The sequence below is a fragment of the Tardiphaga sp. 709 genome (assembly GCF_032401055.1).
Taxonomy (GTDB): Bacteria; Pseudomonadota; Alphaproteobacteria; order Rhizobiales; family Xanthobacteraceae; genus Tardiphaga.
Genome location: NZ_CP135529.1, coordinates 2,912,501 through 2,927,179 on the forward strand (window position 1 = coordinate 2,912,501; position 14,679 = coordinate 2,927,179).

The window sequence follows — 14,679 nt, forward strand, 5'->3', positions numbered from 1 at the left end:
ACCACAGGTCATCGGAGTCTTTTTCAACAGACACCCGTTCGGTCCTCCAGTGAGTGTTACCTCACCTTCAACCTGCCCATGGCTAGATCACTAGGTTTCGGGTCTAATACAACGAACTTAGCGCCCTATTCAGACTCGCTTTCGCTGCGCATACACCTATCGGCTTAAGCTTGCTCGTTAAATTAAGTCGCTGGCCCATAATACAAAAGGTACGACGTCACCCAGAACGTATCTTGGGCTCCGTCTGTTTGTAGGTATCCGGTTTCAGGTCTATTTCACTCCCCTCGTCGGGGTGCTTTTCACCTTTCCCTCACGGTACTAGTTCGCTATCGGTCAATGAGGAGTACTTAGGCTTGGAGGGTGGTCCCCCCACGTTCAGACAGGATTTCACGTGTCCCGCCTTACTCAAGGACATATCATTGCATTACCCGTACGGGACTATCACCCTCTGAGGTCCAGCTTTCCTGACTGGTTCCGGTTGTCTTTGATATGCCACTGGCCTGGTCCGCGTTCGCTCGCCACTACTAACGGAGTCTCTGTTGATGTCCTTTCCTCCGGGTACTTAGATGTTTCAGTTCCCCGGGTTCGCTTGAAACCCCCTATGTATTCAGGAGTTTCATACCTTCAACTGATAACCGAAAATCCAAAACCACCCTCACTTGCGTGATGATGACCTTAGAGTTTCGGCTATCGAAGGTGGGTTTCCCCATTCGGAAATCTATGGATCAAAGCCTCTTCGCGGCTCCCCATAGCTTATCGCAGCGTAGCACGTCCTTCATCGCCTCTCATTGCCAAGGCATCCACCGAATACCCTTAAGACACTTGATTGCTCTCATTATCAATATCCACACACTCGGCAGAGTTTGCTGCATGCTGCTTTGCGCCTAAACGCAAAATCCGCACGCCGGCGGTCAAGCCGTGCGCACTTCATGCAGCTGGATATGATTTAGAAAGACCAGTTTGCTTCGTAAGATCGAACCGACAACGAGGCGGTCAAGCTTCGTTGAAAAGGAATAAAGATGCGGAAGCTTTGCAAGCAAAGCGTTCGCACTCAATTCCTGGAGATTATGATTGCGGCACCCGCAATTGCTTGCAGATCCGAACCTCGGAACGATCTCCTCTTTACGATGTCATAAATCCCGCAGTCGATCCCGTAAAGACCGACAAGCGAAGTTATACCGCGGACTAAATCAGGCGCTGCCCATGTGGCGCGCACTGTCTGAACACACTGAATGTCTTGAAGTTGTTTTCGTCTCGATCGCTCATCAGCATCCAACCAAAGTTTCTGGTGGAGGCAGACGGGATCGAACCGACGACCTCATGCTTGCAAAGCACGCGCTCTCCCAGCTGAGCTATGCCCCCGTTCCAGAAGACGAATGCTCAACGCTGTAGTTCGCGTTTTGCAGATGCGATGTCGTGACGTGAGCAGCAGCCTTGAAAGCAAAGCGCGCAAATATGGTGGGCCTGGGAAGACTTGAACTTCCGACCTCACGCTTATCAAGCGCGCGCTCTAACCAACTGAGCTACAAGCCCTAACAACAAAGGACTGCGCTCGGCCCATCGACGTGACCTTGCGATCAAACGCCAACAAGCAGCACGAGCACGCCCCAGCGTGTGTTCGTCCGCGAAGAAAGAGAAACGAAGACGGCGGTGTCCCGCCTATGCAGCTCAGACATTGATCCAATATCTGGCCACTGATGTTTCAAAAGAGGTTCGATAGATGCAAGCATCTGAAGAACCATCCTTAGAAAGGAGGTGATCCAGCCGCAGGTTCCCCTACGGCTACCTTGTTACGACTTCACCCCAGTCGCTGACCCTACCGTGGTCAGCTGCCCCCTTGCGGTTAGCGCACTGCCTTCAGGTAGAACCAACTCCCATGGTGTGACGGGCGGTGTGTACAAGGCCCGGGAACGTATTCACCGTGGCATGCTGATCCACGATTACTAGCGATTCCAACTTCATGGGCTCGAGTTGCAGAGCCCAATCCGAACTGAGACGGCTTTTTGAGATTTGCGAGGGGTCGCCCCTTTGCATCCCATTGTCACCGCCATTGTAGCACGTGTGTAGCCCAGCCCGTAAGGGCCATGAGGACTTGACGTCATCCCCACCTTCCTCGCGGCTTATCACCGGCAGTCTCCTTAGAGTGCTCAACTAAATGGTAGCAACTAAGGACGGGGGTTGCGCTCGTTGCGGGACTTAACCCAACATCTCACGACACGAGCTGACGACAGCCATGCAGCACCTGTGCTCTATGCCTCGAAGGGAAGGTTCCATCTCTGGTACCGGTCATAGACATGTCAAGGGCTGGTAAGGTTCTGCGCGTTGCGTCGAATTAAACCACATGCTCCACCGCTTGTGCGGGCCCCCGTCAATTCCTTTGAGTTTTAATCTTGCGACCGTACTCCCCAGGCGGAATGCTTAAAGCGTTAGCTGCGCCACTAGTGAGTAAACCCACTAACGGCTGGCATTCATCGTTTACGGCGTGGACTACCAGGGTATCTAATCCTGTTTGCTCCCCACGCTTTCGTGCCTCAGCGTCAGTTATGGGCCAGTGAGCCGCCTTCGCCACTGGTGTTCTTGCGAATATCTACGAATTTCACCTCTACACTCGCAGTTCCACTCACCTCTCCCATACTCAAGACTTTCAGTATCAAAGGCAGTTCTGGAGTTGAGCTCCAGGATTTCACCTCTGACTTAAAAACCCGCCTACGCACCCTTTACGCCCAGTGATTCCGAGCAACGCTAGCCCCCTTCGTATTACCGCGGCTGCTGGCACGAAGTTAGCCGGGGCTTATTCTTACGGTACCGTCATTATCTTCCCGTACAAAAGAGCTTTACAACCCTAGGGCCTTCATCACTCACGCGGCATGGCTGGATCAGGCTTGCGCCCATTGTCCAATATTCCCCACTGCTGCCTCCCGTAGGAGTTTGGGCCGTGTCTCAGTCCCAATGTGGCTGATCATCCTCTCAGACCAGCTACTGATCGTCGCCTTGGTAGGCCTTTACCCCACCAACTAGCTAATCAGACGCGGGCCAATCTCTCGGCGATAAATCTTTCCCCGTAAGGGCTTATCCGGTATTAGCACAAGTTTCCCTGTGTTGTTCCGAACCAAGAGGTATGTTCCCACGCGTTACTCACCCGTCTGCCACTGACGTATTGCTACGCCCGTTCGACTTGCATGTGTTAAGCCTGCCGCCAGCGTTCGCTCTGAGCCAGGATCAAACTCTCAAGTTGGACTTGAAACTTTAAACCGGCTGATCACAACGTATTGACGAGGTCCCACCATACTAAATCGACCAAACCGAAGTTCAGCCAATCTGCTGTCCGCGCTTCACAGCGCTAACAACGATGGTGTTAACCTTTGTTCAAAACGTGTACCGCCGAAGTCTTTCGTCCGGCCCCGCCTCAAGAAGCCGAAGCTTCCATCGAACGAGACCCGCAAGGACTCCGCCGTCCACGTTTCTCTTTCTTCAATTTAACTTGTCAAACAGCCCGACGCAGATGCGTCAATCTCCCCAAAAGGGAGAAAATCTCATCACTCAATCACCCGACAACAGAACAGCAGCCGACACCTATCGGCTACTGAAGCACTCTTCGCGGTGATGAGCTTCCGAGACACAAACAACCGCCCGGGCCGAAGGCCCCGGCGCCGCCGCGCTCAGTGGCCGGGTTATAGGCCCCCTCACCCGAAACTGTCAACGCCATTCGTCAGAAAATCGTCACGTGCTGTGGAGGAGGCCCCAAGGCCCAAAAAGCGTAGGTTTTACAGGGGTGACGCCGTACAAGAGCCACATTCCTCCGACGTTCTGAGCATGCCTTGTGCAAAGATTCTGCGTCGCCCCTGAAACTTTTTGGGGGCGGTCGAACCGGATCTGGGCCCAACGGTCTCTCGAAAGAACGAGCTGCGTCATCGCAGTGCGCTTTTGGGCCAAAGAGAACACCGCGAAAGAGTTTGCAGCATTGACGTTCGTCCATTCGGCCAGCATTTTGGCGCGCACTGTTCGACCGTCGATGCGATGTGCTTGGGGAAGACTCTTCGCATGATGCTGGGAATTCGGGGGATGTCGGCTTGAATCACGGACTGTCACGCGGTGGCGCCTATAATCGTGAGACCGGGATGATCGATCTCGGCCACGAGCCGCCGCTATCCGTTGACGGCTCCGAAGCCGCGGTGATCGATCGTCGCCGCGTATCGGTACAGTGGTTCAGCGGTACTATTCTCACAGGTCTCTGCGGCGCAGCTCTGATCGGCGGCGCCGTTTTTGCGTCGCTCGACGGCGAGATGACCTTTGCCAAGGTACCTGAACGTGTCGAAGGCGCGCTGCGCGGCGCCTTTAGTGCTACCGACAAACAAGCCAGCCTGCATAAGTCAGACCGCCTGCCGCCCCCGAGCGAAGCTTCCGCAGCGCGCCAGGTACTCAAGGTCTCAACCGTCACCCGCGTCGGCAATCGCGACGTTATGCGTGTGCGACCCTTCATCCGGATTTCCGGCAATCTGGCGATGGCGACCAGCGATCTCAGCGCCAAGATCCCGCCCTTTAATGCGCAGCGCCTGCTGACCGATGTCGGCAGCCCCGTTCCGAACAGCGACGACGCCGCGGCCAATCCGAATGCCGTCGAGCCCGATGCCGAAGTCTCCTTCGTCACCCGCGATCTCGGTCAGGTACTGCCGAAAGCCAAGATCGGCGCCAGCGTTGCTATCGATGAAGTCTTGATGCGCGTGCGCGACGCCTCCAACTGGCGCGGCAATACCGGCGTTCGCTACACGACAGTCGCCAGCGCCACCGGCGATATCGGCGGACAGCCTGACATGAAGATGGCTTATGCCGCCGAAGGTACCACGGCCGATCCTTATGCCGGCTTCGAAACCCGCATCGTGCCGGAAAACGTCACGCTGCTGGCCAAGACCAAGGATCAGGCGACCGGCGGCAACCCGAATGGCGAGCGTATTCACATCGTCAAGAAGGGCGACACCATCCTGACGATCCTGCGCGACCAGGGCGCGATGCCCGAGGAAGCCAAGGCCATTGCCTACACGCTGGGTGCCCGCGGCCGCGACGGCGGACTGAAGGAAGGCCAGAAAGTTCGAATCCTGATGTCACCGGCCGGACCTGGCCAGCGCTTGCAGCCCTACCGCGTCATTGTCGCCAACGATTCCACCATCGAGGCGGTCGCCGCCCTCTCCGATCTCGGCAAATACGTCGCCGTCGATGTCTCCAGCATGAACACGGTCGCCGAAGCGCCAAGCGCATCGGATGATGACGAGGAGGATGACGGCACCGGCGTACGGCTCTATCAGAGCATTTACGAGACGGCGCTGCGCAACAAGGTCCCGGCCACCGTCATCGAGGACATGATCCGGATCTACTCCTACGACGTGGATTTCCAGCGCAAAGTACAGCCCGGCGACTCGTTCGACGTGTTCTTTGCCGGCGAAGACGAAGGCGCCACCATCACCGAAAAGACCGAAGTGCTGTTCGCTTCGCTTACGGTGGGCGGCGAAACCAAGAAATACTATCGCTTCCTGACCACCGACGACTCGGTCGTCGACTACTATGACGAGACCGGCAAGAGCGCGAAGAAGTTCCTGGTCCGCAAACCCGTCAATAACGCCATCATGCGTTCGGGCTTCGGCGGACGCCGCCACCCGATCCTCGGCTACACCAAGATGCATACCGGCGTGGACTGGTCGACGCCCTACGGCACCCCGATTTTCGCATCCGGCAACGGCGTGATCGAAAAGGCCGCCTGGGAAGGCGGCTACGGCAAATATATCCGCATCAAACACAATAACGGCTACGAGACCGCCTACGGCCATATGTCGGCCTTCGCCAAGGGCATGGAGCCCGGCAAGCGCGTGCGGCAGGGCCAGGTCATCGGCTTCGTCGGTTCGACCGGCATGTCCACCGGCGCCCACGTTCACTACGAAATTCTGGTCAACGGGCGCTTCGTCGATCCGATGCGCGTGAAACTGCCGCGCGGCCGCTCGCTCGAAGGGCCGATCATGGCCGGCTTCGAGAAGGAACGTGACCGGATCGACGCCCAGATGACCATGCGTGGCCCCGGCGCCCGCGTGTCCGACGCAGGCGTGACCGGCGCGGTGCCACCAGCACGGCCGACGACCAGCCGCTAAATTCGCTGCGCGTCAGACCAACGCCGCGTGGGCTAGGGGACGCTCGGGACAGTAGCAAAAGAGTCGCTGAGGTCCGGCGATCAATCCGCGGCGAGCTCTGCAGACCCGATCAGGTGAACGCCAGGCGCGCCGATCACGGCGGCCTCGATCAATGCGTCGGCGATCTTGTTGGCCGGACTGATCCGGTAGCTGCGCGGCAGAACCGGACCTAGCACACCGAGCACCGCCGCCGCGACGTGCTCGCCCAGCCGGAATTCGTCGCGATCACCGCCGATCAGGCCTGGCCGCACAATCGTCAAAGACGGAAAGCCCATCGCCTTCAGCGCTTCCTCCACTTCGCCTTTGGTACGCGGATAAAGCAGCTTTGAGCGCACATTGGCACCCACCGACGAATTGAGCGCGAAACGGCTGGCGCCGTGCTTGCGCGCCAGCCGGGCGACTGCGAGCGGATAGTCATGATCCACAACGCGAAACGCCTGATCCGAGCCGGCCTTGGCGCGCGTCGTGCCGAGTGCACAGATCACACCATCGACATCCCACCAGTCGGCCTCGGCTGGTAACCGGTCGAAATCGACCAGCGGATTGTCGAGCTTCACATGCGCCTCGAGCGGCCGCCGCGTCGGCGCAGCGATGCGCGTGATCCGACTGTCGGCGAGCGCTTTGGCGATGACATGGCGGCCGACAAGGCCGGTGGCGCCGACGACGAGAATGCGGGTCATGATCTTTCTCCGACGTGGAAACGGCCTGAACCGTGAGGTTCAGGCCGTTTCGTTGCGTTTAAACCCGTGCCGTCAGTTCAGCTGCCGCTTCGGCACCGGCGCCTCGAACTCGGCGATCTCCGCGGTCCGGGCAGGCTTGCCATTGAAGGTCAGGACGTTGCCGGCGGCGCTTATGTCGACATGGTCGCCGTCCTTGACGTCGCCGGCGAGGATCATCTCGGCCAGCGGATCCTGGACATTGCGCTGGATCACCCGCTTGAGGGGACGGGCGCCGTAGGCGGGATCCCAGCCTTTGTTGGCGAGCCAGTCGCGAGCTTCGTCCTCCAGTACCAGCGTGATCTTGCGATCTTCCAGCAGCTTGGTGAGCCGCGCAAACTGGATCTGGACGATCCGACCCATCTCGCTCTTCTGCAAGCGGTGGAACAGGATGATCTCATCGACGCGGTTGAGGAATTCCGGCCGGAAATGGGCGCGGACATTGCCCATCACCAGGTCGCGTACCGCGGACGTATCCTCGCCCTCGGGCTGATTGACCAGGAATTCGGAGCCGAGATTCGACGTCATGATGATCAGCGTATTGCGGAAATCGACAGTGCGGCCCTGACCATCGGTCAGACGGCCATCGTCGAGCACCTGCAGCAGCACGTTGAACACATCCGGATGCGCCTTCTCGACCTCGTCGAACAGCACGACCTGATAGGGCCGCCGCCGCACAGCTTCGGTGAGGGCGCCGCCCTCGTCATAACCGACATAGCCCGGAGGCGCGCCGATCAGGCGGGAGACGGAATGCTTCTCCATGTATTCGGACATGTCGAGACGGACCATCGCGGTCTCGTCGTCGAACAGATAGGCGGCCAGCGCCTTGGTCAACTCGGTCTTGCCGACGCCGGTGGGGCCGAGGAACATGAATGAGCCGATCGGCCGGTTCGGATCTTGCAAGCCCGCGCGTGAACGACGGACGGCAGTTGCCACCGCACGCACGGCTTCGGCCTGGCCGACGACGCGCTCGCCGAGGCTCAGCTCCATCCGCAACAGCTTGTCCTTCTCGCCTTCCAGCATCTTGTCGACGGGCACGCCGGTCCAGCGCGAGACCACCTGCGCGATGTGATTGGCGGTGACCGCCTCTTCCATCATCTCGGAATTCTCGTTGGCTTCGATATCGGCCAGCCGCTTTTCAAGATCGGGAATCCGGCCATAGGCCAGCTCACCCGCGCGTTGATATTCGCCGCGGCGTTGAGCTTCGGCGAGTTCCAAGCGCAAGCCATCGAGCTCGCTCTTGAGCTTCTGCGCATTCGACAGCTTGTTCTTCTCGGCTGACCAGCGCTGGGTGAGCGCTGCCGATTTCTCTTCGAGCTCGGCGAGTTCCTTCTTGAGCGTTTCGAGCCTGCTCTTCGAGCCTGCATCGGTTTCCTTGCCAAGCGCCTCCTGCTCGATCTTGAGCCGGATGATTTCACGGTCCATCGAGTCGAGTTCTTCGGGCTTGGAATCGACCTGCATCTTCAGCCGCGCCGAAGCTTCGTCCATCAGGTCGATGGCTTTATCCGGCAGGAAACGATCGGTGATGTAGCGGTTCGACAGCGTGACGGCAGCGACCAGCGCAGAGTCCGTGATGCGGACGCCGTGGTGCTGTTCGTATTTGTCCTTGAGGCCACGCAGGATCGAGACGGTGTCTTCCACAGTCGGCTCAGCCACGAAGATCGGCTGGAAACGCCGTGCCAGCGCCGCGTCCTTCTCCACATGCTTGCGATATTCGTCGAGCGTGGTGGCGCCGATGCAATGCAATTCGCCGCGGGCGAGCGCAGGCTTCAACAGGTTCGACGCGTCCATGGCGCCGTCGCCCTTGCCGGCGCCGATCAGCTGATGCATCTCGTCGATGAACAGGATGATGCCGCCTTCGGCCGAGGTGACCTCGCCGAGTACCGCCTTCAGCCGCTCCTCGAACTCGCCGCGATATTTCGCGCCGGCAATCAGCGCACCGAGATCGAGCGACAGTAGGCTTTTGTCCTTCAGGCTCTCCGGCACGTCGCCATTGAGGATGCGCAGCGCAAGACCTTCGACGATGGCGGTCTTGCCGACGCCGGGTTCGCCGATCAGCACGGGATTGTTCTTGGTCCGCCGCGAGAGAACCTGAATGGTGCGGCGGATTTCCTCGTCGCGGCCGATCACCGGGTCGAGCTTGCCATCGCGCGCGGCTTGGGTCAGGTCGCGGGCATATTTCTTCAACGCGTCATAGGCGTTTTCGGCCGTGGCGGAATCCGCCGTGCGGCCCTTGCGCAGCGCATTGATCGCCGCGTTGAGATTTTGCGGGGTGACGCCGCCCTTGTTGAGCAGGCTGCCGGCTTCGGAGTCCTTGTCGAGCGCCAGCGCAAGCAGCAGCCGCTCCACGGTGACGAAACTGTCGCCGGCCTTTTCGGCGGCCTTTTCGGCGGCATCGAAGGCGCGCGCAGTCGCCGGCGCCAGATAGACCTGCCCGGCCCCTGCGCCCGAGACCTTGGGCATCTTGCCCAGCTCGGTTTCCGTCGCCTTCAGGATGGCGCGGGAGTTGCCGCCGGCGCGATCGATCAGGCCGCCGGCCAGACCTTCGCTATCGTCCAGCAGAACCTTCAGAATGTGCAGCGGCGAGAATTGCTGATGGCCCTCGCGCACGGCCAGTGACTGCGCCGACTGGATAAAGCCGCGCACCCGTTCGGTGTATTTCTCAATATTCATCGTGTGTTGTCCCTCGGCCTGCCCTGTCCGCCTCGAAAGCACGGATTGGGCATCTTCATTGGGTATCCGCAGGCCGCATTGATTGTCGTCAACCGGCTGCGGTCGTCGCTGGCGTCAAAACCAGCTTGATGCAAATGTGGGCAGCCAGTTCCCGAAACGGAAGGGGTCCGCATAAAATTCCAATCGGCCAGGCGATGGCGCCGCGGGCCCAAATCTCTTAAGACCGGAACCATGCCAGAACAGTCTTACGCCAGCGTTGCCAGCATCTACCGCTATCCCGTGAAGGGCCTGACGCCCGAGCCTCTGCAACAAGTCACGCTGAAGCCCGGCCAGACCCTGCCGGCCGACCGGCGATACGCCATCGAGAACGGCCCGATCGGGTTCGACCCGACAGCGCCGCAATATTTTCCCAAGACCCAGTTTCTGATGCTGATGCGCAACGAGCGCCTGGCGGCGCTCCGCAGCCATTACGACGACGCCAGCCATACGCTGACGATCCGGCAGGACAATGTGGAGGCAGCGCGAGCCGATCTGCAGACGGCCGAAGGACGTGCGGAAATCGAAGCGTTCTTCGCTGCACATTTTGCCGATGAATTGCGCGGACCACCCAAGGTGCTGTTCGCGGACGGCCATAGCTTTTCGGACGTGCCGCGCAAGGTGGTGTCGATCATCAACCTCGCCAGCGTCAAAGATCTCGAAAAAGCCGTCGGACAGCCGGTGCATCCGCTGCGCTTTCGCGGCAACCTGCATGTAACGGGCTGGCCGGCCTGGTATGAATTCGAATTGATCGACCGAACGCTCGCCATCGGCAGCACCCGGCTCAAGGTGGTGAAGCGCATCGTCCGCTGTGCAGCGACCAATGTCGACCCGGATACGGCCGCGCGAGATCTGACGATTCCGAAAACGCTGCTGCAGACCTACGGTCATGCCGATTGCGGAATTTACGCTGAGGTCATCACCGGCGGCACGATCGCCGCCGGCGATAAGATCGTCGTCGAAGAATAGACGAGCTCAGCTCGTCGGCATCACGTAGGCGTAAACGCGGCCACGCGAATACACCGACTCGGCGACGCGGTTGCCGTGATTGCCGGAGACGATGATCGGGTTGCCCTTGGCATCGACGCCCGAGACGACGCCGACATGACCGCCGCGACGACCGCGCGACATCACGGCGATGGCGCCGACCTGCGGACCGGAGATGCGTTGGCCATAGCTCGAGAACGAGCGCGCCATATCCGAGCCCGTGCCCTGATGGCCGGTGCGCTTCAATACGAGGTTCATGAACGCTGCGCACCACAAGCGACCGCGGGCGGTCGGATTGCCGCGACCGATGAAGCTGCGCGCTGCATCGACGATGCCCGAACCGCCGAAGCCGCCGGAAGGCTGGTTCATGCTTGCATTGGCGTTATTGAAATTTGTGGAGTCGCCGAACGAAGGCGCCTGCTGTTCGACTCGGGCACTGCGCCGCGCATACCGCGCGCGATGCCGGACGTGATGACGCGTGCTGTGTGTGTATTTGCCGACGTGGTGCGAATGACGCGAAGCGCCGTGATGAGGACGTGCCGACGCAGGAGAGACCGACGCGAGAACTGCCGCCGAACACACCGCAAGAGCCGAGATGCGAAGTGCACGGCGATACGCAAAGAACTGAACCATACCGAATTTTTCCTCTTAACACCCCCGAACCCCATCGGCCCAAATACGCGGGCCAACAATCGGGACGGGCGTGGTAACGAAGTTGGTATGGCGATAACAAGACCTAGAACGGTTCAAGTGACGATTTTTTAACGGCGACATCGGAGTGAATCGCTTCAACTTCAACGGACGCCATACGTATAGACATACCAGCCACCCATTCGACAGAATGCGCGCTTATATTACCTATTCGAATTAGCTTTTAAGCGCATCTTTGGCGTGCATCGCAGACCGGCACACGGCGTGAAAAGCCGCATAGAATGCGGTATTTCTGCTTCCATCAGGCGGAAATCTACACGCGATCAGGGTTGCGCCGATTTACTCGCGCGGCTCAGCAGGAAAACGCCCTGCTCCCCGAACATGTTCCAGAACCACCACGGCGCATTGAGGCGGAGCGGACGGCCATAGAGATCGAGTGCAACGGCACGCTCCATCTTCACGTTGATCTCGTCGCACAGAACAACGAAATCCTTGATGGTGCAGAAGTGGATGTTCGGCGTGTCGTACCACGTCGCGGGCAGATTCTCCGTGCGCGGCATCCGGCCGCCGACAAGCAATTGCACGCGCATCTTCCAGAAGCCGAAATTCGGAAACGACACGATCGCGCTGCGGCCGATGCGCAGCAGATTTTCCAGCACGACACGCGGCTGCCGCGTCGCCTGCAGCGTCTGCGACAGGATCACGTAGTCGAACGCATCGTCGGGATAGTTGATCAAGTCCGTATCGGCGTCGCCCTGCACCACTGCGAGGCCTTTGCCGACGCAGCGGTTGACGCCTTCGCGCGACAATTCGATGCCGCGGCCGTCGATGCCGCGGCTCTCCAGGAGCTGCAGCAGATCGCCATCGCCGCAGCCGACGTCGAGCACCTTCGAGCCCGGCCTGATCATCTCCGCGACCAGGAGGTGATCGCCACGATAATCCTGCGTGCCGCGCGGCGCCGGCGTCGCCACCGCAGAATTCAGCGGCAAGACTTGTTGTGGAAACGCCATCTCTATGTCCCCGTAACAGGCAGGCCGCGCACGGAGGCTGCGGAGTTCAGAAATGCACCGGCGATATCGAGGAACTCGGGCACGTCGAGCAGGAAGGCATCATGGCCCTTGTCGGTTTCGATCTCCGCAAAGGACACGCGGACGCCGCCGGCATTCAGCGCGTGCACGACGTCGCGCGATTCCGCCGTCGGGAACAGCCAGTCTGATGTGAACGACATCAGACAGAAGCGCGTCTGCGTATCGCGAAACGCTTCCGCAAGCTTGCCGTTGTGATCGGCTGCGATATCGAAGTAGTCCATCGCACGCGTCAGATAGAGATAGGAGTTGGCATCGAAGCGCTCGACAAAGGACGAGCCCTGATAGCGCAGATAGCTCTCGACCTGAAAATCCGCATCGAAGGAGAATGTCGGCAACTCCCTGTCCTGCATGCGGCGGCCAAACTTGCGGTGCAGAGCGGCATCCGACAGATAGGTGATATGCGCGGCCATCCGCGCGACGCCGAGGCCGCGATGCGGATGCGTGCCTTCCTCGAAATAGCGCCCGCCGCGCCAGTCGGGATCGGCCATCACGGCCTGACGGCCCAATTCATGGAACGCGATATTCTGCGCCGAGTGCCGCGTGCTGCAGGCAACCGCCAGCGCGGAGAACACGCGCTCCGGATAGGCCGCAGTCCATTGCAGCGTCTGCATGCCGCCCATGGAACCGCCAACGACGCAGAACAGTTGGCCGATACCGAGACTGTCGATCAGCATCGCCTGCGCGCGCACCATGTCGGGAATGGTGATGACCGGGAAATCCAGTCCCCAGATCTTGCCGGTGGCGGGATTGGTCGAGGCCGGACCGGTCGAGCCCATGCAACCGCCGAGCACGTTCGAACAGATGATGAAGTAGCGTTCGGTATCGAGCGCTTTACCGGGGCCGACCAGCGTCTGCCACCAGCCGGGTTTGCCGGTGATCGGATTGATATTGGCGACGTGCTGGTCGCCGGTCAAAGCGTGGCAGACCAGGATGGCGTTGGATTTGTCGGCGTTGAGCGTTCCGTAGGTCTGATAGGCGATCTGGAACGGGGCGAGGTCGATGCCGCAGTCGAGCCGCAGCGGCTGATCCATGCCAAAACCCGCGACCAGCGAGGTCGGATGATCGGCTTCATGTCCACGCTCATCGGGGCGGACAACCGGACTCTTCACCAGTTCGACATTTACCATCTTGATACCGGCCTCCTCAGGAGGTTCTCAAACCAAAACCGGAATCAGGCCATAAAAAACCCGGCCTGAACAAATAGCTCGGCCGGGATCAAACTGTCCCCGGCCTGTTTAGCGAGTTGTTTAACGTGGCTGCAAGCCGGCCGGCTCAAATGACCACGGAAGAACCCAGAAACTAGTCCCACACCCGCCTGCCGTCAATATGGGCATCCCCCGGTCAAATTGCCCAACTGCCCTGCGGCCAAATCCTCCATGTTTTCTTTGCTTTCCGGCACCGTCTTACCTAATCAATGGCCGTGCCCGCCGGCTCCCCGGAGCCGGCCCGGCAAGCTTGACGGGACCTATCACGCCTCCCGTCCCGAAGGTTTTGAACATGTCGAAATTACCACCCGCTCCGCCCTCGCTGGATGAACTGCGCAAAGAGATCGACAGCATCGACGCGCAGGTTCACGCCCTGTTGATGCAGCGCGGCGACATCATCGACCGGCTGATTTCGGTGAAGCAGACCCAGGAGGTCGGCTCCGCCTTCCGGCCGGCGCGCGAGGCCGACATGATGCGCCGTCTGGTGCAGCGCCATCGCGGCATCCTGCCGATCGACACCGTCGAGAGCATCTGGCGGGTGATCATCTCGACTTTCACTTACGTTCAGGCGCCGTTCTCGGTGCATGCGGATCTGTCGCTCGGCGAAAGCGCTATGCGGGATTCCGCGCGCTTTCATTTCGGCTTCACCGTACCTTACGTCGCGCATTTCAGCGCCGCCGCAGCGGTCGAGGCCGTGGCCAAGTCCAAGGGCGATCTCGCGCTTGTCTCGGCGACGTCCAGCCGCACGCCATGGTGGATTCCACTGGAAGCCCAGGGCGCGCCGAAGATCATCGCACGCCTGCCGTTCATCGAACGCGCCGACCATCCGGCCGCGCTTCCCGTGTTTGTGGTGTCGCGCGTCGCCGACAGCGCCATGGTGACCGAAGTCGAGATGTGGAGCGTGCGAGTATCCGGCTGGAATGCCGAGACCGCGCGCGCGCTGTCGCCGCTGGCCGAAATCGTCGCCGTGCCGGATACCGCCTTTGACGGTGCAGCGCTGCTGATCTCAATCACCTCGGCCTCGAGCCTCGACAAGATCAAGTCGGCGCTGATCGAGGCTGGTGCCTCGGTGCGCTCCACGGCTCTCGTCGGCAGCCACGCAACCCGCTATACCGTGCCCGCCGGCGGCGCACCGCGCTCGTAAGCCAAT

General features: G+C 60.1%; 8 protein-coding genes, 2 tRNA genes, 2 rRNA genes and 1 riboswitch (1 of these 13 running past the window's edge). Of the genes, 3 read left to right on the plus strand and 9 right to left on the minus strand.

Translation table 11 applies throughout. From position 1 onward, the window contains the following. The 4 genes from RSO67_RS14335 to RSO67_RS14350 all read right to left on the minus strand — a co-directional run. Window positions 1-828: ribosomal RNA gene (locus RSO67_RS14335) — 23S ribosomal RNA — on the minus strand; it reaches 1,992 nt to the left of the window's first position. A 458-nt stretch (window positions 829-1,286) separates the two neighbouring features. Then, window positions 1,287-1,362 (minus strand) — tRNA-Ala (locus RSO67_RS14340). 94 nt (window positions 1,363-1,456) lie between these two features. After that, window positions 1,457-1,533 (minus strand) — tRNA-Ile (locus RSO67_RS14345). 215 nt (window positions 1,534-1,748) lie between these two features. Further along, window positions 1,749-3,235: ribosomal RNA gene (locus RSO67_RS14350) — 16S ribosomal RNA — on the minus strand. The 16S and 23S rRNA genes sit together here with 2 tRNA genes alongside, the layout of an rRNA operon. Window positions 3,236-4,070: 835 nt before the next feature. Here RSO67_RS14350 and RSO67_RS14355 point away from each other — a divergent pair. Continuing rightward, on the plus strand, window positions 4,071-6,134 hold the full coding sequence (locus RSO67_RS14355) for a M23 family metallopeptidase (RefSeq protein WP_315843985.1): 2,064 nt from the start codon (window positions 4,071-4,073) through the stop codon (window positions 6,132-6,134). A gap of 80 nt (window positions 6,135-6,214) precedes the next feature. On the opposite strand, the gene RSO67_RS14360 is transcribed toward RSO67_RS14355, so the two are convergent. Together RSO67_RS14360 and clpB are read right to left on the minus strand one after the other, a co-directional pair. Then, window positions 6,215-6,853, minus strand: coding sequence for an NAD(P)H-binding protein (locus tag RSO67_RS14360; protein ID WP_315843986.1), 639 nt, complete (start codon window positions 6,851-6,853; stop codon window positions 6,215-6,217). A 72-nt stretch (window positions 6,854-6,925) separates the two neighbouring features. After that, window positions 6,926-9,562, minus strand: a complete 2,637-nt coding sequence (clpB, locus tag RSO67_RS14365; protein WP_315843987.1) for an ATP-dependent chaperone ClpB — start codon at window positions 9,560-9,562, stop codon at window positions 6,926-6,928. Between the two features lie 231 nt (window positions 9,563-9,793). Here clpB and RSO67_RS14370 point away from each other — a divergent pair, with 231 nt between their 5' ends. After that, a complete protein-coding gene (locus tag RSO67_RS14370) occupies window positions 9,794-10,567 on the plus strand; it encodes an MOSC domain-containing protein (protein WP_315843988.1) in 774 nt (257 codons plus the stop codon). A gap of 6 nt (window positions 10,568-10,573) precedes the next feature. On the opposite strand, the gene RSO67_RS14375 is transcribed toward RSO67_RS14370, so the two are convergent. The 3 genes from RSO67_RS14375 to RSO67_RS14385 form a co-directional block, all read right to left on the minus strand. Beyond that, a complete protein-coding gene (locus RSO67_RS14375) occupies window positions 10,574-11,218 on the minus strand; it encodes a TIGR02594 family protein (protein ID WP_068729161.1) in 645 nt (214 codons plus the stop codon). 341 nt (window positions 11,219-11,559) lie between these two features. Further along, window positions 11,560-12,246 (minus strand): methionine biosynthesis protein MetW, encoded by a 687-nt coding sequence (metW, locus tag RSO67_RS14380; RefSeq protein WP_315843989.1) that lies wholly within the window; start codon window positions 12,244-12,246, stop codon window positions 11,560-11,562. A 2-nt stretch (window positions 12,247-12,248) separates the two neighbouring features. Then, window positions 12,249-13,451 (minus strand): homoserine O-acetyltransferase, encoded by a 1,203-nt coding sequence (locus tag RSO67_RS14385; RefSeq protein ID WP_315843990.1) that lies wholly within the window; start codon window positions 13,449-13,451, stop codon window positions 12,249-12,251. An 87-nt stretch (window positions 13,452-13,538) separates the two neighbouring features. Beyond that, a riboswitch (SAM riboswitch) is annotated at window positions 13,539-13,618 on the minus strand. 203 nt (window positions 13,619-13,821) lie between these two features. Between RSO67_RS14385 and RSO67_RS14390 the strand changes: the two genes are divergently transcribed. Then, entirely contained in the window at window positions 13,822-14,673 is an 852-nt protein-coding gene (locus RSO67_RS14390; protein ID WP_315843991.1) for a chorismate mutase, read from the plus strand. Window positions 14,674-14,679 lie beyond the last annotated feature (6 nt).